The organism is Nocardia sp. NPDC051929 (assembly GCF_044548645.1).
Lineage (GTDB): Bacteria > Actinomycetota > Actinomycetes > Mycobacteriales > Mycobacteriaceae > Nocardia > Nocardia sichangensis.
The window spans coordinates 145,344-165,786 of sequence record NZ_JBIUCG010000003.1; the positions used below are offsets into that span (position 1 = coordinate 145,344).

Below are 20,443 nucleotides of genomic sequence, written 5' to 3' on the forward strand. Positions count from 1 at the left end.
GTCTCAGTTGGATGGAATCCAGAGGTCGTACCTACCGCTACCGTCGTTCCGCTGAATGCACTTCCCGTCTTTGTGCCACAGCGGCGCCTCTTTCATGCAGTTCGCCAGCGCGACGTTCGACGCCGCGGCCACGCACTGGAACCCCCAAGTCGGCTGCGCCGATGCGCAGCCATCGGCTTTCGCCGCCGACTGTCCGGCGAAGACGAACGCGGATGCCGCGATCCCCATCGCGACGGTGACTCCGAGTCGAATCAACACAACGCTACCCCTCCCGTTGAAACGCGTTGGAGGACAGCATAACCGGCGATCACGACAGCGGAAAGAGCAGAGACGCACCGCTGGTGAGAAGGCTATCGACGCCCCTCGTCCAGCGCCGCCGCCATCTCCGCGCGCGGCGCTGCCTGCCCGGTGAACAGCTCGACCTGCCCATACGCCTGGTTCAGCAGCATCTGCAGACCACTGACCACCGTGTGCCCGGACCGGGCCACCGCCTCGGCGAGCGGGGTGGGCCAGGGGTTGTAGATCGCGTCGAGCACCACCGGCGCCTCGGCTACCGCGGGGGCGACCACCGCCGCCGCCGTGGCGGGAATGGTGCTCACCACGGCTCCCGCGGCCGCGCAGATCGTACGCAGCGCCCCGGCATCGAAACCGGCCAGCGACGCGATCATCCCCAGCCGCTCGGCGAGTTCCAGCGCGCCGCGCGCCCGCCCGGCGTCCCGGGCGACCACGGTCACCGACTTCGCGCCCAGCTCCGACAACGCCAGCAGGGCGGGCCGCGCGGTGCCGCCCGCCCCCAGCACCACGCCCTCGGTCAGGTCGGTGACACCACCGCCGCGGAGCGCTCCGAGCACACCGTCCACGTCGGTGCAGTCGGCCAGCCAGCCCGCGTCGCGGCGGACCAAGGTGTTGGCCGATCCGACCAACACGGCCCGGTCGGTGCGCTCATCGGCGTAGGCCAGTGCCGCTTCCTTGCCGGGCATGGTCACCGAAAGCCCGACCCATTCCGGCCCGAGCCCGTCGACCAGCCCGGGCAGCTGCTCCGCCGAGCATTCGATGCGCTCGTAGCTCCAATCCAATCCGAGCGCGCGGTACGCGGCCAAGTGCAGCTGTGGCGATCGCGAGTGCGCGATCGGCTTCCCGAGCACCGCCGCCTTGCGATTACCGGCCACCGCTGTCCTTGGAACTGTCGAGGATGCCGCTGCGCTGCGCCCGTGCGATCAGGCGCAGATGCTCCTGATAGTCGTCGGTGAACAGGGTGGTGCCCTGCTTGTCGACGGTGACGAAGTACAGCCACGGCCCCTGCTCCGGATTCTCCATGGCACGCAGAGCGTTCAACGACGGCGCGGCGATCGGAGTCTTGGGCAGGCCACGCATCGCATAGGTGTTCCAGGCGGTTTCCTGGGCGCGGTCGGCGTCGGTGGTCGCCACCTCGGTGCGATCCAGGGTGTAGTTCACCGTCGAGTCGAACTGCAGCATCTGATCGACCCGCAGCCGGTTCACGATCACCCGTGCCACCTTGCCCATGTCCTGGGGCTTCGCCTCGCGTTCCACCAGCGAGGCGGCGACCAGCGTCTGGTACGGCGTCAGTTTCGTGTCGGCGCCGGACTGCAGCAGTCCGGTGGACTCATAGCTCTTGGCACTCGCGGTCACCAATTGCCGCAGGATCTCCGCAGGCGTCCCGCTCGGATCGAAATCCCATGTGCCCGCGGCGATCAGGCCCTCCAGCTGCCGTGTCCGGTCCGGGCAGTCCTTGACACCCTGGATCGCCCATGCCGGCACTCCGAGCGCGGCCAGGTCCAGGCTCGCGCCCGCGGCATCGAGCTGTTCGTAGCTCACGCACTTCTGATTGGTGCCCGTGCCGATGCAGCTGGCCTCCGCGATCTTGCGGTAGATGCCGTCGTACCGCCCGCCGGTGCTCATGTCGTGTTGGTCGTGCAGCAGCCGTCCCTCGGAGACGACCAGATTGCCGACCCGCGAGGACTTGCTCACCAGCGCCGACACCGCCTCGGCGGCGGGGCTCTGGCTGGGGATCGCGTAGAAGCCGGGCTGCACCGTGTTCATGTTCGAATTGCGCACGGCCGCTTGGAAGAACGCGCCCGAGCTCGCCACGACGCCGCGCTCGACCATCGTCGACGCGATCTGCTGGGAGGTGTCGCCCGGATGCACCTGCACCACCACCAGCGGTCCCCCTGGTCCCGCGAAGTCTTTCGGCGGAGCCATACTGGCGACCAGCTTCATCCCGGCGAAGATCACGGCGCCGGCGAAGAGAAGGATGAAGACACCCGCGACGAACCATAGGTTGCGGCGGCGCTTCTTGCGCTCGGCGGCTTTGCGAGAGGCGACCCTGGATCGCTTGCCGCGCTGCGAGCGGCCGGAGCGCTCGGGCCGGGCACGTTTCGACTCCGCGCGCTTCGAGCGGCGCGGCTCCTCGACACGCGTCGTCCTGGGGCGCTGTCCGCCACGCCGTGGGGCCGGTGGCGGCGGCGCGGGCTCCGGCTCTTCCTCGTCGTCGACGTAGCGGGGGATGACGGTCGTGTCGTCGTCGTAGTCGTCGTACCGGTCGCCGTCGTACTCGCCCCAGGCCCGGTCGTCTCTCCGGTAACGCCGATCAGCTTCGCGCTGTCGGAACAGTTCCTCGGCCCGCGCCCACCGATCCGTCATGCATCGTCCCCGGACGACGCAGGACGTCCCGCTTCCACCGACCTCAACACCGCACTCCGTTCGTCCAACCATCCTTGCAGGATCGACACGGCCGCCGCCTGATCGATCACCTGCCGCTGGCCACGCGCGCGAACTCCACTGTCCCGCAATGCACGTGCAGCTGACACCGTAGTCAAACGTTCGTCGGAAAGCCGGACCGGCACCGGCCCGACAGCAGCCCGCAATCGCTCAGCGAATGCGCTGGCCAGCGTAGCCGCAGTGCCTTTCTCCCCGCGTAATGTTCGCGGCAATCCGACGATTACCTCGACTGCCTCGTACTCCCGCACAATTTCGGCAATTCTTTCGATATCGGGTGCGGCAGCCGATCGCCGGGACGGTTTCGCGCGCGGCACGGTCTCCACCGGGGTGGCGAGGATGCCGTCGGGATCGCTCGCGGCGACCCCGATCCGGACACTGCCGACGTCGACCCCGATCCGCCTGCCCCGACCGGGGTCGGTGGCCGGATGCGGCCGGTCGGCGCCGCGGGGCGCCGACCGCTCCGGTTCCGCTGGGCCGCCCATCACCCGGCGAGTTCGGCCACCCGCGCGCGGACCGCGGTCAGGCCGGCCGGAATGCCGGACGGGTCCGAGCCCGCGCCCTGCGCCATCTCCGGCTTGCCGCCGCCTCGTCCCGCGATACTCGGGCCGAAGCTACCGACCAGATCGCCCGCCTTGATGCCGAGCTCCTGAGCGGGCTTGTTCACCGCGACCACGAACGGCACCTTGCCGTCGGCGTTGCCGAGCAGTACCACCACGGCGGGCTCGCTGCCGAACCGGCCGCGGATGTCGGTGGCCAGCGTGCGCAGATCGCCCGCGGACACGCCCTCCGGCGCGGCCACGGCGACCAGCAGCAGCCGGCCGATCCGCTCGGCCTTCTCGACGAACTCGCCCGCCGAGGACAGCACGGCGGCCATCTTCGTGCGCTCGAGCTCCTTCTCGGCCACCTTGAGCCGCTCCACCAGCTGCTCGACGCGAGCGGGCACCTCGTCGGAGGGCACCTTGAGCGCGGAGGCGACACCGGCCAGCAGCGCGCGCTCCTTGGCCAGGTACGCGTAGGAATCCAAGCCGACGAACGCCTCCACGCGACGCACGCCGGAGCCGACCGACGACTCGCCGAGCACCGTGATCGGGCCGATCTGCGAGGAATGCTGTACGTGCGTGCCACCGCACAGCTCCATCGAGAACGGGCCGCCGATCTCCACCACGCGCACTTCGTTGCCGTAGTTCTCGCCGAACAAGGCCAGCGCGCCCATCTGCTTGGCCTTCGGCAGATCGGTGACGAAGGTGTTCACCGGGAAGTCGGCGCCGACCGCGTCGTTGGAGACGGCCTCGATGTCGGCTTTCTGCTGCTCGGACAGCTGGCCCTGCCAGTTGAAGTCGAAACGCAGGTAGCCCGGCTTGTTCAGCGAACCGGCCTGCACGGCGTTCGGGCCGAGCACCTGCCGGAGGGCGGCATGCACCATGTGCGTACCGGAATGGCCCTGCGTGGCACCCCGCCGCCAGGACGGGTCGGCCTGCGCCAGCACGACGTCGCCCTCGGTGATCTGGCCGTGCTCCACCGTGGTCTTGTGCACCCACAGCTTCTTGGCGATCTTCTGCACGTCGTTCACGCGCAGCTTCAATCCCGACGAGGCGGTGATGGAGCCGCGGTCGGCGATCTGGCCGCCCGCCTCGGCGTAGAGCGGGCTGCGGTCCAGGATGACCTCGACGTCCTGCCCCACGGTCGCCGTCGGCACCCGCACGCCGTCGGCGATCAGGGCGAGCACGGTGGCCTCGGAGGTGAGCTCGTCGAAGCCGGTGAACTCGGTGGCGCCGCGGTCGACCAGTTCCTTGTAGATCGTGAGGTCGGCGTGGGCGTGCTTGCGCGCCTGCGCGTCCTCCTTGGCCCGCTGACGCTGCTCGGACATGAGCGAGCGGAAGCCCTCTTCGTCGACCGACAGCCCGGCCTCCGCGGCCATCTCCAGCGTCAGATCGATCGGGAAGCCGTAGGTGTCGTGCAGGGTGAACGCGTCGGACCCGGCGATCGTGCTGCCGCCGTGGGCCTTCACCGCGGCGGCGGTGTTGTCGAACAGGGTGGAGCCCGTGTTCAGCGTCTTCAGGAACGCCGTCTCCTCGCCGACCGCGACGGTCTCGATGCGGCGGAAGTCGGTGGCCAGCTCCGGGTAGGACGGGGCCATCAGGTCGCTGACGACCTTCATGAACTCGCTCATCACCGGCTTCTCGGCGCCGAGCAGGCGGGCCGAGCGCACGATGCGGCGCAGCAGGCGGCGCAGCACGTACCCGCGGCCGTCGTTGCCCGGGTTCACGCCGTCGGCGATCAGCATGGCGGCGGTGCGAGCATGGTCGGCGATCACGCGGAAGCGGACGTCGTCCTCGTGCTGGACGCCGTAGGAGCGTCCGGTCAGTTCCTCGGCCTTGTCGATGATCGGGCGCAGCAGGTCGGTCTCGTAGACGTTGTCCACGCCCTGCAGCAGCAGCGCGATGCGCTCGACCCCCATGCCGGTGTCGATGTTCTTCTTCGGCAGCGACCCGACCGGCGAGTGCCCGAGTTTGGGGCTCAACTCACCGCGGATGTCCTGCATGAACACGAGGTTCCAGATCTCGAGGTAGCGGTCCTCGTCGGCGACCGGCCCGCCGTCGCGGCCGTACTCGGGGCCGCGGTCGTAGTAGATCTCCGAGCAGGGTCCGCCGGGGCCGGGCACGCCCATGTCCCAGTAGTTGTCCTTGCCGTCGCGGAACTGGATGCGCTCCTCGGGGATCCCCGCGACCCGCTTCCAGATCTCGGCGGCCTCCGGGTCGTCCTGGTACACGGTCACCCAGATCCGCTCGGGATCGAACCCGTAACCGCCGTCGTCCTGCGGCTTGGAGATCAGCTCCCAGGCGAGGGTGATCGCCCCCTCCTTGAAGTAATCACCGAAGGAGAAGTTGCCCGCCATCTGGAAGAAGGTGTTGTGCCGCGTGGTGACGCCGACCTCTTCGATATCGCCGGTTCGCACGCATTTCTGCACGCTGGTCGCCCGCGGATAGGGCGGCGCCTCCTGACCCAGGAAGTACGGCTTGAACTGGACCATGCCCGCGTTGACGAACAGCAGGTTCGGGTCGGCCAGGATCAGCGAGGCACTCGGCACCTCGGTATGGCCGGCACGGAGGAAATGGTCCAGGAAACGCCGTCGAATCTCGTGGGTCTGCACGAATACCCAGCCTACCGGTGCCGCGCACGCGAATATTCATCGACTCGGGAGCCTGGTGCGTCCCGGCGGCGGTCAGCCTCGGACGATGCGGCGCAGCTTGTCGACCCTGGGGCCGATCTCGCGTTCGTGGCCGTGGTCGGTGGGGTGGTAGTAGTCGACGCCGACCAGCTCGTCGGGCGGGTACTGCTGGCCGAGCACGCCGTCCTTGTCGTCGTGCGGGTACTTGTAGCCCTGCGCGTTGCCGAGCGCCGCCGCGCCGGGGTAGTGACCGTCGCGCAGGTGGGGCGGAACCGGGCCCGCCTTGCCCGCCGCGACGTCGGCCATGGCGGCGCCGATCGCGGCCACGACGGCGCCGGACTTCGGGGCCGTGGCCAGGTGGATGGTGGCTTGGGCGAGCGCGAGGCGTCCTTCTGGCAGACCGACCAGCTGCACGACCTGCGCGGCGGCGGTCGCCGTCTGCAACGCCATCGGGTCGGCCATGCCGATGTCCTCGCTCGCGTGGATCATCAGCCGCCGGGCGATGAAGCGCGGGTCCTCCCCCGCGCTCAGCATGCGCGCCAGGTAGTGCAGCGCGGCGTCGACGTCCGAACCGCGGATGGACTTGATGAACGCGCTGATCACGTCGTAGTGCTGGTCGCCGGCGCGGTCGTACCGGACGGCGGCCTTGTCCACGCTGGCTTCGACCAGGTCCACGTCGACGGTGCCGTCGAGCGAGGACTCCGCCGACGCTTCCAGAGCGGTCAACGCGCGGCGGGCGTCACCGCCCGCGATCCGGACGATGTGGTCGAGCGCGGCCTCGGTCACCGTATACGCGCCGTCGAGCCCGCGTGGATCGGTGATCGCGCGGGCGAGCACCTCGCGGATGTCGGTTTCCGTGAGCGACCGCAGTTGCAGCACCAGTGAGCGCGACAGCAGCGGCGACACCACCGAGAACGACGGGTTCTCGGTCGTCGCGCCGACGAGCAGGACGATGCGGTTCTCCACCGCGGCGAGCAGGGCGTCCTGCTGGGTCTTGGAGAAGCGGTGGACCTCGTCGATGAACAGCACGGTCTGCTCGCCCGTAGCCAACCTGCGCCGCGCCACATCGATGACCGCGCGCACCTCTTTGACCCCGGCCGAGAGCGCCGACAACGCTTCGAACCGGCGGCCGGTGGCCTGGGACAGGAGCGAGGCGAGCGTGGTCTTGCCGGTGCCGGGCGGGCCGTACAGCAATACCGACGCGGCGCCCGAACCCTCGATCAGCCTGCGCAGCGGCGAACCGGGACCGAGCAGATGTTGCTGTCCGACCACTTCCTCCAGCGTGGCCGGGCGCATGCGCACGGCCAGCGGCGCACCCGCGTCCCGGCGCACCACGGTGTCGATCGAATGCTCCGGAGGCACCGCGGCTCCGGGCACGTCGAACAAACCATCGCTCACGACAAGAACGTTACCGAGGCGCACCGACAGCACGACATGCCGTTCCCGGATGCGTCTCCGGTGCGGCCGCGCGGTCTCGACCGGCGCGGCGACAGACGGAGTTGCGTGTCGCCGGTACTTCGGATGGGATCGGTACCCGTGCCTGAAAACGTATCCGTTTCAGATCCCTCGTCCACCGCGCGCTTCGCTCGGCGCACTCTTTTCAAGGGCAGCGCGGCCGCCGCCACCGCCACCGCGGTGCTGGGCGGCGGTGACGCGGAAGCCGCGACACCGGTGTTCCGGCACGGCGTGGCCTCGGGGGACCCGCTTGCCGACGGCGTGATCGTCTGGACCCGCGTGACCGTCTCCGACGACGCGACGCCCGGCTCGGGCCTGGGCGACCCGGCGACCGTGCGGTGGGAGATCGCGGCGGACGAGCGGTTCGCCTCGGTCGCCGCGTCCGGCGCCGTGACGACCTCGGCTGACTCCGACCATACGGTCAAGGTCGACGTTTCCGGCCTGGCTCCCGGTGTCGAGTACTTCTATCGATTCACCGCCCTGGGCCAGACCTCTCCGGTGGGCCGCACCAAGACCGCGCCCGCCACGGCGGACACACCGGATCGCCTTCGGTTCGGCGTGGTGTCGTGCTCGAACTGGGAGGCGGGCTACTTCGGCGCCTACCGTCACCTGACCGCCCGCACCGACCTGGACGCGATCGTGCACTTGGGCGACTACATCTACGAGTACGGCCGCGGCAAGTACGGAGGCCGCAACGGCGCCGTACGCCCGCACGATCCGGCCAACGAGACCGTCAGCTTGACGGACTACCGCATCCGCCACGCCCAGTACAAGACCGACCCGGATCTGCTCGGCCTGCACGCCACCTTGCCGTTCATCTGCACCTGGGACGACCACGAATCCGCGGACAACTCCTGGTCCGGCGGCGCGAACAATCACGATCCCGCCACCGAGGGCAGCTGGGCCGACCGGCGCGCCGCCTCCGCGCAGGCCTATCTGGAGTGGATGCCGGTCCGGGCGTCCGGCTCCGGCGCCGACGTGCGGATCTACCGCAGGCTGCGCTTCGGCACCCTGGCCGAGCTCACCATGCTCGATCTGCGCAGCTACCGCGACCAGGAGGCGAAGCCGGGCGCGAACTGGCGCGAGGCCGACGACCCGGCGCGCACCATCACCGGCAAGGCGCAGATGGAATGGCTGACCGCAGGGTTGGCCTCCGCGCCGGTGCGGTGGAAGCTGGTCGGCAACTCGGTCATGATCGCCCCGCTGGTCTTCCCGCCGCTCGAGCCCGCCACCACGGCGGCGATCACCAGCACCATGGGCGTCCCGCAGTCCGGTCCGTCGCTGAACGGCGACCAGTGGGACGGCTACACCGCCGACCGCACCAGGCTGTTCCGCGCCATCATCGATCAGCAAATTTCCGACGTGCTGTTCCTGACCGGGGACATCCACTCCTCGTGGGCCGCCGATCTCCCCGTGGACGTGGCGAGCTACCCGGGCGGCGTGACGGCGGGCGCCGAGTTCGTGGTGCCGTCGGTGACCTCGACCAGCATCGGCGACATGGTCCACACGAATTCCGCTCCGATCGCCGAAGCGATCAAGACGGTCAACCGCCATCTGCGTTATGTGGAGTTGGACTCGCACGGCTACGGCGTGCTGGAGATCACCCCCGACCACGCGCAGATGGACTGGTACTACCTGCTGGATGTGGCGGACCCGAATTCCGATGTACGCTACGGCGCTTCGTTCGCGGTGCGCAGCGGGGGACGGATCGAGCCGCGGCAGGTCCCGCTCGGCTAGCGCGGGGCGGCCGCGCGCCGTCTCCGGAGGCAGCAGCCCCCGGGTGCGCGGCCTACTCGCCCCAGCGTTCTTCCAGCATCGCCGATACGTCCTCGGCGAAATCTCCCACGATGTCGTCACCCGTGCACCGCGCGTCTTCGGCGAGCGCGGCCCAGCGGTTGATCAGCGCCGCCGAGCGCGGCACCGACAGCCCGTGCTCCCTGGCAGCCGCGATACGGGTGTGATCGGCGGGCAGGAACCAGTAAGTGGACAGCCAGACCCAGATCAGCCGAGCTTCCAGGATGCGTTCGGCCAGCTGGTCGTCATCGGCCAGCGCGGGCCACACGCCCACGACCTCCGCGCGCCAGGCCTCGACCATCTGCCGCGCGCGCTCACGCGAGAGCTCGACATCGCACAGGCAGCCGGGGAAGGACACCAGCGCGTAGGCGATGTCCAAGGTGGCGTCGCGGAACCCGCCCCACTCGTAGTCGAGGAAGCGAGCACCCTCCTCGTTCAAGATCACATTGTCCGGGCAGAGGTCCGACGGGCTGAACGCGCGGAAACGGCCCGCGGAGTACAGCCGGTTGCCGCGCACGATGCGCTCGGCGATCTCGCCCGGCACCTCGATACCCAGTTCGCGCTGGAGCAGACCGGGCACCTCGGCGATCGCCGACTCGGCCTGCTGGGCGATGCCGTCCACCCGGTGCACCACGTCCACTCGGCGCAGCAGCGCGACGAAGTCCGCCTCGCGCCCGACGGTGGCGGCATGCATCCGGCCCAGCGCCTGAGCGAACGCCATCAGGGCGTTGCGGCCCGCGGGCTCGGCCCCGGAGCGGAGCACGGCGGTGAGCAGGGAGTTCTCACCCAGGTCACTGAGGATCAGCAGACGGTCGGGAAGGCTGTGCGCGACCAGGTACGCGCCCGGCCGGTGCTCCCGGCTCAACGCGGTGGTGAACTGATAGGACACCGTCTCGCGGAGGAACGCGGAATCGACGCTGGCCACCCCGGGCGCCAAGCCGCCGGTCCGGCGATCCTGCGCCGCGCCGCGGACCTGCTTGATGATCAGGGTTCGCGGCAATGAAAAGGCGTTCTCCGCTACACGCACGCGTAGGACCGTCGTCCTACCACTACCGCTGAGTTCGATCGGATCGCTCAGCTTTACCGGAGCACCCATTCGCTTTGTGAGCAACTGTTGCGCTGCGGACACGACTTCGGCGGCGCGTTCGGCCAATAGTGCGGTCATCGCCTCTCAAAGTACTCGCATGGGGTCACTTCTAGCGAGCGGTTACACAACCTTTCCGCGTCGCTCGGCGTGTCTCCGGCATGGCCGGACGGCGGCCGCAGGTCGCTTGACACCTCCGCACCCGTCGGGTTTTCTCATCGTCAACTGCCCTGCGCCACACCGCAAACCAGTTGAGTGGAAAGGTCTACGCATGACCGAGATCCCGCCCTCCGCACCCAAACAATCAGGTGGCGGCGCTCCCTTGCCGAACGATGACGAACGCTTCGCGGCCAGGCCCGGGCAGCACGAGAGCCCGAATCCGCAGGCTCCCGGCCCCGGGACCGGCCACGCCCGCCACGAGATGGCGGGTCCGGCCGGATATCCGCAGTTCGAAGGCCCCGGCGCGGCGCACTACGGCAACGAACCGCTGGAGCCGCCGCCGCCTGTGGGCGCTGGGCACCCCAGCTACGGACCGCAAGGCACCGGGCCGGGCTGGGCGCCGTCCGGCCCCGCGCCCGCGCAGGAGCCGATCTACGGCTACCAGCAGGTCTCCACCGGTCCCGGCAGACTGGACGTGGGCCGGGCGCTCAGTTACGGCTGGGCGCGACTCTGGGCCAATCCGGGGCCGTGGTTCGGGGTGACCGCGGTGGGCCTCGTCATCTACTTGGCGTTCGTGGTGGTCGTTCAGCTCACCGACCCGACGTCGATGCTGCCGCTGCTGCTGATCTTCTTGGCGGTCATGGCAGGCGTGTGGCTGCTGCAGGCGGCGATGGTGCGCGGCGCACTGTACGAAACCGACGGCACCCCACCGCCTTTCGGCGCATACTTTCGATTCGTGAACGCGGGCAACGTGTTGCTCACCGCGTTGCTGGCATTCACGCTGACCTTCCTCGGCGCGGCGCTCTGCTTGCTTCCCGGACTGATCGCCGGATGGCTGTGCATGTTCTCGTTGCACTTCGTCGTCGATCAGGACCAGGGTCCATTCGAGGCGCTGAAGTCCAGTTTCACGCTGGTGGTCGCCAACGCAGTGCAGGTGCTGCTGCTCGCGCTGGCCGTGCTGGTGATCACGTTCCTGGGCACGCTGCTGTGCGGTCTCGGCCTGCTGATCGCGGGCCCGGTCTCCGTGATCGCGGTGACCTATGCCTACCGAGTGCTCACCGGAGGCACCGTCGCCGCGGGGTGAGGCCCGCTCACTTCTCGGCCGGTGCGCGCATGCCGATCCAGCGCTTCAACCGCTCCACCGGACCGGCCTCGCTGCCCGCGCGCGGCCGGAGCTGGAGCACGATGATCCCGGCCACGATGATGCCCGCCATGTTCACCGCCAGCTGGCCAGCGGACAGGAACGCCACCCGCCACTCCCCCAAGGTCGCCGCGACCACGGCGAATCCGGCCGCGGGCACGGTGGTCACCGAGATGAACACGCCGACCAGCGCGGCCGACTTCGCCGTCACGAGCGAGAGCATGCCGGCCGCGCCCGCCAATAGCGCGACGACCAGGGAGAACGGGCCCACCTGATAGATGAAGTCGACCTGCTCGACGCCGCTCACCCCGTCCATGGTGATCCAGCCGACCTGTTCCCACACCACCGTGGCCACCAACGTGACCACCATCGCCACCGGAAACCCCACCGCGAGCGCGAGGGCCGAGCGGCGGGCGAGGCCGAAGTCCCTGCGCACCAACGCGACCGCGAACGCGGCGAGCGGACCGAACTCCGGGCCGACGACCATCGCGCCGACGATCGTCACCGGCGAATCGGTCGCGACGCCCACGGCCGCGAGCAGGCAGGCGATCGTCAGGAACGCGAGAAAAGTCGCGTTGAGGCTCGACTCCTCATGCGTCTGCGCGAGCAGTTCCTCCCACACCACCGCGTCGCTCGGATCACCGGGCGCCTCGTGTACCGCGCGCTCGCCCGCCTCCGACAGGACCGTCTCGACCGGCGTGAGCGTCATCCCGCCGGACCGGCAGACGCCCAGCGCGGTCAAGTCGTCGAGCACGTCGTTGGCGGCCTCACGAGCCACGTCCGCCTGGACGAGATCGCCCTTCGGCTCCAGCGCGGCACCGCGGGCCAGGGTCACGTGCGTGACCCCGGGATCGGCGGCGAGTACCGCGAGCACCTCGTCGGTGAGATCCGGCGGGCTGATCAGGCGCAAGTGCAGCAACGGGTTTCCTCGCGGTCGGGCAGGCGTAACTGCCCAGAAGGTACCGTTCGCGCGAGCGCCCGCTACGAGGCGGTCTCGGCGCGCTCGCCCTTCTTCTGCTCCGGCTTGACGTCCAGACCCGCCTCTTTGCGCTGCAGCTCGCTGATCGGCGCGGGCGCGTCGGTCAGCGGGTCGACACCGCCGCCGGTCTTCGGGAACGCGATGACCTCGCGGATCGAGTCCTCCCCCGCCAGCAGTGCGGTGACCCGGTCCCAGCCGAAGGCGATGCCGCCGTGCGGCGGCGCGCCGAAGGCGAAGGCGTCCAGCAGGAAGCCGAACTGCTCCTGCGCCTCCTCCGGGCTGATGCCCATCACGTCGAAGACCCGTTCCTGCACGTCACGACGGTGGATACGAATCGAGCCGCCGCCGATCTCGTTGCCGTTGCAGACAATGTCGTAGGCGTAGGCCAGCGCCGAGCCCGGGTCGGTGTCGAAGGTGTCCAGCGACTCCGGCTTCGGCGAGGTGAAGGCGTGGTGCACCGCGGTCCAGGCGGAGTGGCCCACCGCCACGTCACCGCTAGCGGTCGCCTCGACGGTCGGCTCGAACAGCGGCGCGTCCACGATCCACACGAACGACCAGGCGTCCGCATCGATGAGACCGACCTTGCGGGCGATCTCCACCCGCGCCGCGCCGAGCAGCGCGCGCTGCGCCTTCGCTGCGCCCGCGGCGAAGAACACGCAGTCACCCGGAACCGCGCCGACGTGCTTGGCCAAACCGTCGCGCTCGGCCTCGGTGAGGTTCTTCGCGACCGGGCCGCCCAGTGTGCCGTCCTCGTTCACCAGCACGTACGCCAGACCCTTGGCGCCGCGCTGCTTGGCCCATTCCTGCCAGGCGTCGAGCTGGCGTCGCGGCTGGCTCGCACCGCCCGGCATGACCACCGCGCCGACATAAGGCGCCTGGAACACCCGGAACGGGGTGTCCTTGAAGTAGTCGGTGCACTCGGTGATCTCCACGCCGAAACGCAGGTCGGGCTTGTCGCTACCGAACCGGCGCATGGCCTCGGCGTAGGTCATGTGCGGGATCGGGGTCTGGATCTCGTAGCCGACCAGCTTCCACAGCGCGACCAGGATCTCCTCGGCCAGCAGGATCACGTCCTCCTGGCGCACGAAGCTCATCTCGATGTCGAGCTGGGTGAACTCCGGCTGACGATCGGCGCGGAAGTCCTCGTCGCGGTAGCACCGCGCGATCTGGAAGTAGCGTTCGATGCCGCCGACCATGAGCAGCTGCTTGAACAGCTGCGGGCTCTGCGGAAGGGCGTAGAAGTTGCCCGGCTGCAGGCGGGCTGGCACCACGAAGTCGCGCGCGCCCTCTGGCGTCGACCGGGTCAGCGTCGGGGTCTCCACCTCGACGAACTCGTGGCGGCCGAGCACCTCGCGGGCCGCCGCGTTGACTTTGGACCGCAGCCGGATGGCGTGTGCCGGGCCCTCGCGGCGCAGATCGAGGTAGCGGTGCTTCAGGCGCGCTTCCTCACCCGGCTGCTCGTCCAGCTGGAAGGGCAGCGGGGCGCTCTCGTTCAGCACCTCGAGCTCGGTGACGTTCACCTCGATGGCGCCGGTCGGCAGTTCCGGGTTCTCGTTGCCGCTCGGCCGCGGTTCCACGGTGCCGGTGACGCGCACGCAGTACTCCGCACGCAGCCGATGTGCCTGCTCGGCGGGTTCGCCCTCGCGGAAAACGGCTTGGGCCACACCGGACGCGTCGCGCAGATCGATGAAGATCACCCCACCGTGGTCACGCCGCCGCGCCACCCAGCCGGTGAGAGTGACGGTCTGACCGGCATGCTCGCTTCGCAGCGAACCAGCCAAGTGGGTGCGCAGCACGGGGTTCCTTTCGACGACTCTGGCACCGGCGCGGTGTGACCAAGTGCGAGTCCATCGTAGTGAGACACATTCGGTGAGTGGAAACCGATATCGACGCGCCCGTGCCAAGCTGTATTCGAGGGAGTGTGAACCGGGGTCGCCGACGACCGAGGGTTGGGTGACCCCGGGGACGAGCGAGAAAGCGACGACGATGACCTTCAACGAGGGCATGCAGATCGACCCCGACCGGGTTTCGTCCGGCGGTCCCGGCATGGGCGGCAAGCTCGCGCTCGGCGGCGGCGCGGGCGGGCTCATAGTGCTGGTGCTGGCGCTGCTACTGGGCGGCGACCCCGGATCCATCCTCGGCAACTTCACCGGCTCGCAGGACCAGAGCCAGACGCAGCCGGGCACGGCCGGCACGCCGAGCCATTGCAAGACCGGGGCGGATGCCAACAAATACGTCGACTGCCGGGTGGCGCTCACCGCGCAGAGCCTGGACGCGGTGTGGTCGGCCGAACTGCCGAAGCAGGCCGGAAAGCGCTACCAGCAGCCGAAGGTCGTGCTCTTCTCCGGAGCCACCTCGACCGGATGCGGCAACGCCACCAGCGCGGTGGGACCGTTCTATTGCCCGGCCGACCGGACCGCGTACTTCGACACCAGTTTCTTCCAGGAACTGGTGGATCGATTCGGTTCCAGCGGCGGCCCGCTGGCGCAGGAATACGTCGTGGCGCACGAGATCGGCCATCACATCCAGAACCTGCTCGGTGACATCGGCCGCGCCCAGCGCGATCCACGCGGCGCGGACTCCGACGCGGTGCGCACCGAATTGCAGGCCGACTGCTACGCGGGCATCTGGGCGCATTTCGCGGACAAGCAGCCCGCGCCCGGCAGCAACCAGCCGTTCCTGAAACCGTTGTCGGACAAGGATGTCAACGACGCGCTGTCGGCGGCCGCCGCGGTAGGCGACGACCGCATCCAGCGTGCCGCCCAGGGCCGGGTGAATCCCGAAGCGTGGACGCACGGTTCGTCCGAGCAGCGGCAGAAGTGGTTCCTCACCGGCTACAAGACCGGTCAGGTGAGGGCTTGCGACACGTACTCGGCTCCGGACCTGAACAACCCGTCCGGCCTGCGGTAGCGCCGGATCCGATCGATACAGCGCGCCGACTCCCGCCAGGGGTCGGCGCGCTGTCATGATCTACCGCAGTTCGTCTGTGCCGCAGACGGACACGGACAGCACCGGAAGATGGGATCGATGCGAGTAACGAAAGCCGTTCTGCTGGTTGTGACGCTGATCGTCGCGGTGGGCTCGGGCGCCGCCACGGCCGACCCGGCACTGGATCGACCCAGTGCGCTACCGCCGATCGCCGCGCCGCTGGCGCTGTTCACGCTGACCACCATTCCGGACGGTTGGCAGGCCCGGACGGATCTGCGCCCGCAGCTGGAGATCTTCGCCGACGGCCGTGCGGTGAGCAGCCCCGATGCGGTGGCCGCCGAGCGCCGTCCCGAGACCCCGCCGAAGCGGATCGACGGCCATATCCCGCCCGATGTGTTGAACGCGGCGCTGGCGGAGACCAAAGCGCTCGCCACGGTGGACCTCGGCGTGCCGAAAGCCACCGACCAGAGCAGCCGGATCATCGACTTCATGCCGCAGTCGCCGTCGGACGACGTGCATCTGGTGGTGTACTCGCCGGACACCACCGAGGGGCTCGGCGCCGAGCAGCAGGCCGCGCGTAAACGCTTCGCCGACCTCTACCGGAATCTGATCGACTCGTTCACACAGGACAACTGAGACTCTGCACGTCACCCGGCCCGGCGCTGATCCGCTCGGGCCGGGTGCGGCGCGTCGCCTACCCGGTGTCCGTCAGAACTGGTCCTGCTCGTAGTCCGAGCTGACGATCTCGTCCGAATGCGTCGCACCGATGACGTCCGGCGTCGACTCGCCCAGCGGGCCGGTGAGGTCGTCGTTGCCGATGGGGCTCAGGTAGGGCTGCACCGTCCGCGAGTGTTCCTCGTCGTTGCCGCGCTGCCCCGCCGCGGCGCCGGGGCCGCCCATGAAGCTGCTCGATCCGGCCGGTGTGGTGCTCGCGGGCGTGCCGGTACCGAGCGAAGTGCCCGGGACGCCGGCGACCGGCCGGATCGGTGCGACCGTGGCGCCGGGCAGGCCGGTGACTTTGGGCACCGACGACACGCTCGGGCTCCCGGGACGGCCGGGGCTGCTGCCGAGCAGGCTGCTCGGCGTGCCGTGGCTGGTGGTCGGGCTGTGCGAGGTGCTGTGCACCGACGACGGCGTGGTCGAGGGCGTCGATGTCGACGGCGTGGCGGAATCAAGGCCTGCCGCCTTGGTCGCGGTGTCCGACGCGGTCGACTGCGCCTGCTCCAGGATCGGCTGACCGACGTTCTCCGCCAGCGCCTGCGCGACCTCCTGCGGCGCGGGCCCGCCGCCCGGCGCGACCAGCTGCTGCACCATGCCGCTGAGCTCGGCGGTCTTACCGGCCAGGTCGCCGCGGGTGGCGTTGACCACGCCGACGGCTTGACCGAGGTGTTCGGTGGCCGAGGCCATCAGCGTCGCCTGGGCGGGCGGAGTGAGGATCACCGGCGCGAGCGCGGTCGCCTGGGTGGCGAACGACGACGCGATGCCGAGCAGTTGCGCGTTGCCCTGCTGCACCACCGTGGCAGCACGCTGCGTGAGCTCGGAGATGTCGATGCCCCGCTGGCTGGTCTCCTGTCCCTGCACGTTCGCCTGCTGGCTCGTGGCCTGTGCGTTGCGCGCGGCCTGGCTCTGCCACAGCTGCTCGACCGTGCTCATGCTGCCCTTGCCGACCTGCATGGCCATCTCGATGACCTTGGAGGACTGGCTGAGGATCGCGGTCGGATCGAACGCGCCGATGACGCCGGTGCCGAAGCTGCTCAGCAGGTCCAGGATCGGCTTCATCAAGACGTCGACGCCGGGCAGCGCGGGCACCGCGACACCCTGGAGCAGGGCGGCCACCGGATCGGCGGGCAAGGCAGGTAGCGATCCGGCCGCGGCCGCCGCCTGGTTCACCGCGCCGCTGATCGCGCTCGGCGCGGCGGCGAGCGCACCGTTCAGCACGCCGTTCGCCTGATCGAGCGCGGCTTCGACCGCGGGCGCACCGATCTGGCCGACCGCGGCGTTCGTGTCCCCGAGCAGCGCGGACGTATCGTGCGCGATCCCGTGCCCGTCCTCGGCGCTCGGTGTACCACCCAGTCCGGGCAGACCGGCGGGCACGGTGGCGGCCGACTGCTGATCCTCGGAGATCTTGCGGGACAGCACGAATGCGGGCGGCTCGATGGGCGGCAGATCTTCGGGCAACTGCGGCAGCGGCAGGTCGAGCACCGCCTGTGCCGGTGTCTGCTGCAATGCGTCCAGCACGGTCTGCTGGCCGATGGCGACGTTCTGTTCGGCCGCGTGCGCGACGGCGTGATCTTCCGGCGCGATGACGCCGCTGTCCAGCGGTCTCATACCGCGCCCCCGATCTGGCCCGCGATCGACCCGAGCGCGCCCGCGTTGGACCAATCGACCGCGTCGTAGGCCGCGGCCGCGCTGAACGCCGAGTCCGAGAGCTTGGCGTACTTGGCGGACAGATCGTTGATGTCCTTGGCCTGCAACACTTGCGCCGCGGCGAACATCGCCAGGTAATCGGCCCCGATCAAGCCGAACACCGGGACGAGCGCCGAAACGTTCTTCACCGCGTCGAAATTGCCCGCCCCCGCGAGATCACCGGCGATACCGGCGTTCGTGGCGGCGAACGCCCGGACCGCTTCGGTCTCTACCGAGAGATCACTCATCGAGATGCCCCCCCCCAAATCGTCGTACAGATCAGCGTCATGCAGTTGTGGTGATCCGCCTGCTCCCTGCCGAATCGGCAAGGGCCGCTACGGTTGCGCTCAATATAGCGGACCGGACCGGCATGTTTCGAGCCCGAACGCGCCGCACACCGGGCAAACCCGGCAGAACTGGAACGTGTTGCAAATTAGAACAAGTTCTATATTCTCTGTCCCATGAAGGTCGCAGTGACCGGCGCAGCCGGCTACCTTGGCACGAATCTGCTCCGCCTCCTCACCGAGCGCGGTCACCAGGTCACGGCCATCGATCGGGCCGTTCCCGCCGAGCCGGCGGCACCCGGCGTCACCTGGCTGCGTGGCGACGTGCTCGACCCGGCGTCGATGCGCGCCGCGCTGGACGGCGCCGAGGTGGTCTACCACCTGGTCGCGGTGATCACCCTGGCCGAGAAGAACGATCTCGCCTGGCGGGTGAACACCGAGGGCGTGCGCGTGGTCGCCGAGGCGGCGCTGGCGGTCGGCGCGCGCCGGATGGTGCACGCCAGCTCGATCCACGCGTTCGACCAGTACAGCTGCGGCGGCCGGATCGATGAGAACGCGCCGCGGTCGACCGACCCGGCGCTGCCGGTCTACGACCGCTCGAAATGGGCGGGCGAGGTGGCGCTGCGCAAGGTGATCGACCAGGGACTCGACGCGGTGCTGTGCAATCCCACCGGCGTCTTCGGCCCACTGGACCACAGCAAGCCGCTCTCGCGCATCAACCGGACGCTCAAGGACGCGGCCCTCGGGCGCGTGCCCGCCATGATCGGCGGCGGATTCGACCTGGTGGACGTGCGCGACGTCGCCGCGGGCCTGGTACTGGCGGGCGAGAAAGGCCGCACGGGCGAGAACTACCTGCTCGGCGGATCGATGATCTCGATGCTCGAAGTGTGCCGCGTCGCCGCGACCCATGGCGGCAAGCGCGGCCCGAGGTTCGCCATCTCCCCCAAGCTCGTGTCCGGCGTCATCCCGGTGCTCGCGCCGATCGGCAAGCTGTTCAACTCCGACATCGTCTCCAAGGCGGCGCTGGGCGCGCTGATCTCCGCGCCGGTGGTCGACCACGGTAAGGCCGAGCGCGAGCTCGGCTACCGGCCGCGCCCGCTCGACGACACGGTGCGAGACCTGGTCACCTTCTTCGCCGACCCGGCCGCGCTGACATCGCCCGGCACCAAGCAGATCGCTTGACAGCTGCTAGAACACATGTTCGACTGAGAGGGTGCGGTGGCAAAGCCAGACCCTGGACGCCGAGGACGGCGCCTTGCCCGGGCTGTCCCGGGCCGGTCTGGTGCGCACCGTACGGACGCCGGAGTTCGAGGGCATCACATTCCACGAGGTGCTGTGCAAGAGCGCCCTGAACCGGGTGCCCGAGGGCGCGAACGTGCCGTTCCGATGGACCGTCAATCCCATGCGGGGTTGTTCGCACGCCTGCCGCTACTGTTTCGCGCGCGGCACGCACGAATATCTGGATCTGGACGCGGGCCGGGACTTCGATTCGCAGATCGTGGTGAAGACGAATGTCGCCGCGGTGCTGCGCAAGGAACTCGGCAGGCGGTCCTGGCGCCGCGAGCCGGTCGCGCTGGGCACCAACACCGATCCCTATCAGCGCGCCGAGGGACGCTATCGCCTGATGCCCGGCATCATTCGCGCGCTGACCGAATCCGGCACCCCGTTCTCCATCCTCACCAAAGGCACCCTGCTGCGACGGGACCTGCCGTTGCTCACCTCGGCCGCCCGCGAGGTGCCCGTGAGTATCGCGATGTCCATCGCGATACTGGACGAGGATCTGCACCACAGCCTGGAGCCGGGCACACCGTCACCACGAGCCCGCCTGGACCTGGTTCGCGCGCTCGCCGACGCGGGCTTCGCCGTCAATGTGCTGGTCGCACCGGTCATCCCCTGCCTCACCGACGGACGCGCCCACCTCGACGCGGTCTTCGGCGCGATCGCCGAGGCCGGTGCTCAATCGGCGGTCGCGTTCCCCATGCACCTGCGCGGCAGTACCAGGGGCTGGTTCCTGTCCTGGCTGGCCGAGCACCATCCGGCGCTGCTGCGCCGGTACCGCCAGCTGTACCGGCGCGGCGCCTACGTCACGCCGGAGTATTCCGCGTGGCTGCGCGCGCGGGTCGCTCCGCTGCTGGCGGAGCACGGTTTGACGGCGCGCGGACGGCCCGAACCGGAGACACGAGCCGAAACCGCGCACGCGAGCGACGCGCAGCTGGCATTGTTCGCCTGACGCCCGCACCGCCGAATCTCGCCGGTCCGCGCGCTTCACGGGCGCGCACCGTGTTCGACGGAGTAGTTTGGCGAT

17 protein-coding genes are annotated in these 20,443 nt (G+C 69.5%); 6 read left to right on the forward strand and 11 right to left on the reverse strand.

All coding sequences use genetic code 11. The annotated features are described in order from the left end of the window. Nucleotides 1–3 precede the first annotated feature (3 nt). The 6 genes from ACIHAX_RS04955 to ACIHAX_RS04980 all read right to left on the reverse strand — a co-directional run bounded on the left by ACIHAX_RS04955 (nucleotide 4) and on the right by ACIHAX_RS04980 (nucleotide 7,306). Complete coding sequence (locus ACIHAX_RS04955) at nucleotides 4–228, reverse strand: hypothetical protein (RefSeq protein ID WP_355070580.1); 225 nt, start codon at nucleotides 226–228, stop codon at nucleotides 4–6. A gap of 122 nt (nucleotides 229–350) precedes the next feature. Next, a complete protein-coding gene (locus ACIHAX_RS04960) occupies nucleotides 351–1,169 on the reverse strand; it encodes a shikimate dehydrogenase (RefSeq protein ID WP_379250993.1) in 819 nt (272 codons plus the stop codon). Beyond that, nucleotides 1,159–2,661: an endolytic transglycosylase MltG gene (gene mltG / locus ACIHAX_RS04965; RefSeq protein WP_356961687.1), complete on the reverse strand. Its 1,503-nt coding sequence runs from the start codon at nucleotides 2,659–2,661 to the stop codon at nucleotides 1,159–1,161. Before mltG ends, ACIHAX_RS04960 begins: the two co-directional genes overlap by 11 nt. Continuing rightward, nucleotides 2,658–3,221, reverse strand: a complete 564-nt coding sequence (ruvX, locus tag ACIHAX_RS04970; RefSeq protein ID WP_397275872.1) for a Holliday junction resolvase RuvX — start codon at nucleotides 3,219–3,221, stop codon at nucleotides 2,658–2,660. Before ruvX ends, mltG begins: the two co-directional genes overlap by 4 nt. Further along, complete coding sequence (gene alaS, locus ACIHAX_RS04975; RefSeq protein ID WP_364425850.1) at nucleotides 3,221–5,890, reverse strand: alanine--tRNA ligase; 2,670 nt, start codon at nucleotides 5,888–5,890, stop codon at nucleotides 3,221–3,223. The genes ruvX and alaS overlap by 1 nt, the downstream gene beginning before the upstream one ends. A gap of 72 nt (nucleotides 5,891–5,962) precedes the next feature. Further along, nucleotides 5,963–7,306, reverse strand: coding sequence for a replication-associated recombination protein A (locus ACIHAX_RS04980; RefSeq protein ID WP_355070568.1), 1,344 nt, complete (start codon nucleotides 7,304–7,306; stop codon nucleotides 5,963–5,965). A gap of 123 nt (nucleotides 7,307–7,429) precedes the next feature. On the opposite strand from ACIHAX_RS04980, the gene ACIHAX_RS04985 reads away from it, so the two are divergent. Continuing rightward, nucleotides 7,430–9,100 carry an alkaline phosphatase D family protein gene (locus tag ACIHAX_RS04985; RefSeq protein WP_355070566.1) on the forward strand — a complete coding sequence of 557 codons (1,671 nt, stop codon included), beginning with the start codon at nucleotides 7,430–7,432 and terminating at the stop codon, nucleotides 9,098–9,100. A gap of 52 nt (nucleotides 9,101–9,152) precedes the next feature. Here the strand turns inward: ACIHAX_RS04985 and ACIHAX_RS04990 are convergent, their stop codons facing one another. Beyond that, nucleotides 9,153–10,322, reverse strand: a complete 1,170-nt coding sequence (locus ACIHAX_RS04990) for a kinase (RefSeq protein WP_355070564.1) — start codon at nucleotides 10,320–10,322, stop codon at nucleotides 9,153–9,155. 190 nt (nucleotides 10,323–10,512) lie between these two features. Here ACIHAX_RS04990 and ACIHAX_RS04995 point away from each other — a divergent pair, with 190 nt between their 5' ends. Further along, entirely contained in the window at nucleotides 10,513–11,484 is a 972-nt protein-coding gene (locus tag ACIHAX_RS04995) for a hypothetical protein (RefSeq protein WP_397275875.1), read from the forward strand. Between the two features lie 7 nt (nucleotides 11,485–11,491). Here the strand turns inward: ACIHAX_RS04995 and ACIHAX_RS05000 are convergent, their stop codons facing one another. Further along, nucleotides 11,492–12,460, reverse strand: a complete 969-nt coding sequence (locus ACIHAX_RS05000) for a DUF389 domain-containing protein (protein ID WP_397275877.1) — start codon at nucleotides 12,458–12,460, stop codon at nucleotides 11,492–11,494. A gap of 62 nt (nucleotides 12,461–12,522) precedes the next feature. Then, nucleotides 12,523–14,316 carry an aspartate--tRNA ligase gene (gene aspS / locus ACIHAX_RS05005; RefSeq protein WP_364425857.1) on the reverse strand — a complete coding sequence of 598 codons (1,794 nt, stop codon included), beginning with the start codon at nucleotides 14,314–14,316 and terminating at the stop codon, nucleotides 12,523–12,525. Between the two features lie 190 nt (nucleotides 14,317–14,506). Between aspS and ACIHAX_RS05010 the strand changes: the two genes are divergently transcribed. Beyond that, complete coding sequence (locus ACIHAX_RS05010; RefSeq protein ID WP_355070556.1) at nucleotides 14,507–15,430, forward strand: neutral zinc metallopeptidase; 924 nt, start codon at nucleotides 14,507–14,509, stop codon at nucleotides 15,428–15,430. A 117-nt stretch (nucleotides 15,431–15,547) separates the two neighbouring features. After that, the gene (locus tag ACIHAX_RS05015) at nucleotides 15,548–16,084 is read left to right on the forward strand and encodes a hypothetical protein (RefSeq protein WP_397275879.1); all 537 of its coding nucleotides are present in this window, start codon (nucleotides 15,548–15,550) and stop codon (nucleotides 16,082–16,084) included. Nucleotides 16,085–16,156: 72 nt separating this feature from the next. Here the strand turns inward: ACIHAX_RS05015 and ACIHAX_RS05020 are convergent, their stop codons facing one another. Together ACIHAX_RS05020 and ACIHAX_RS05025 are read right to left on the reverse strand one after the other, a co-directional pair. Further along, complete coding sequence (locus ACIHAX_RS05020; RefSeq protein WP_397275881.1) at nucleotides 16,157–17,776, reverse strand: hypothetical protein; 1,620 nt, start codon at nucleotides 17,774–17,776, stop codon at nucleotides 16,157–16,159. Further along, nucleotides 17,773–18,102: a type VII secretion target gene (locus tag ACIHAX_RS05025; protein WP_040867626.1), complete on the reverse strand. Its 330-nt coding sequence runs from the start codon at nucleotides 18,100–18,102 to the stop codon at nucleotides 17,773–17,775. The genes ACIHAX_RS05020 and ACIHAX_RS05025 overlap by 4 nt, the downstream gene beginning before the upstream one ends. Before the next feature lie 213 nt (nucleotides 18,103–18,315). On the opposite strand from ACIHAX_RS05025, the gene ACIHAX_RS05030 reads away from it, so the two are divergent. Next, nucleotides 18,316–19,320 carry an NAD-dependent epimerase/dehydratase family protein gene (locus ACIHAX_RS05030; protein WP_397275883.1) on the forward strand — a complete coding sequence of 335 codons (1,005 nt, stop codon included), beginning with the start codon at nucleotides 18,316–18,318 and terminating at the stop codon, nucleotides 19,318–19,320. Nucleotides 19,321–19,351: 31 nt separating this feature from the next. Next, nucleotides 19,352–20,368, forward strand: a complete 1,017-nt coding sequence (locus ACIHAX_RS05035; RefSeq protein ID WP_364425863.1) for an Rv2578c family radical SAM protein — start codon at nucleotides 19,352–19,354, stop codon at nucleotides 20,366–20,368. The last annotated feature ends 75 nt before the right edge of the window (nucleotides 20,369–20,443 follow it).

What these genes read in the sequence shown, in the direction of transcription:
- ACIHAX_RS04955 (WP_355070580.1), bottom strand. Translation starts at nt 228, where the DNA reads ATGGGGATCGCGGCATCCGCGTTCGTCTTCGCCGGACAGTCGGCGGCG.
- mltG (WP_356961687.1), bottom strand. Translation starts at nt 2,661, where the DNA reads ATGACGGATCGGTGGGCGCGGGCCGAGGAACTGTTCCGACAGCGCGAA.
- ruvX (WP_397275872.1), bottom strand. Translation starts at nt 3,221, where the DNA reads ATGGGCGGCCCAGCGGAACCGGAGCGGTCGGCGCCCCGCGGCGCCGAC.
- ACIHAX_RS04985 (WP_355070566.1), top strand. Translation starts at nt 7,430, where the DNA reads ATGGGATCGGTACCCGTGCCTGAAAACGTATCCGTTTCAGATCCCTCG.
- ACIHAX_RS04990 (WP_355070564.1), bottom strand. Translation starts at nt 10,322, where the DNA reads ATGACCGCACTATTGGCCGAACGCGCCGCCGAAGTCGTGTCCGCAGCG.
- ACIHAX_RS04995 (WP_397275875.1), top strand. Translation starts at nt 10,513, where the DNA reads ATGACCGAGATCCCGCCCTCCGCACCCAAACAATCAGGTGGCGGCGCT.
- ACIHAX_RS05010 (WP_355070556.1), top strand. Translation starts at nt 14,507, where the DNA reads ATGACCTTCAACGAGGGCATGCAGATCGACCCCGACCGGGTTTCGTCC.
- ACIHAX_RS05015 (WP_397275879.1), top strand. Translation starts at nt 15,548, where the DNA reads ATGCGAGTAACGAAAGCCGTTCTGCTGGTTGTGACGCTGATCGTCGCG.
- ACIHAX_RS05020 (WP_397275881.1), bottom strand. Translation starts at nt 17,776, where the DNA reads ATGAGACCGCTGGACAGCGGCGTCATCGCGCCGGAAGATCACGCCGTC.
- ACIHAX_RS05025 (WP_040867626.1), bottom strand. Translation starts at nt 18,102, where the DNA reads ATGAGTGATCTCTCGGTAGAGACCGAAGCGGTCCGGGCGTTCGCCGCC.
- ACIHAX_RS05030 (WP_397275883.1), top strand. Translation starts at nt 18,316, where the DNA reads ATGAAGGTCGCAGTGACCGGCGCAGCCGGCTACCTTGGCACGAATCTG.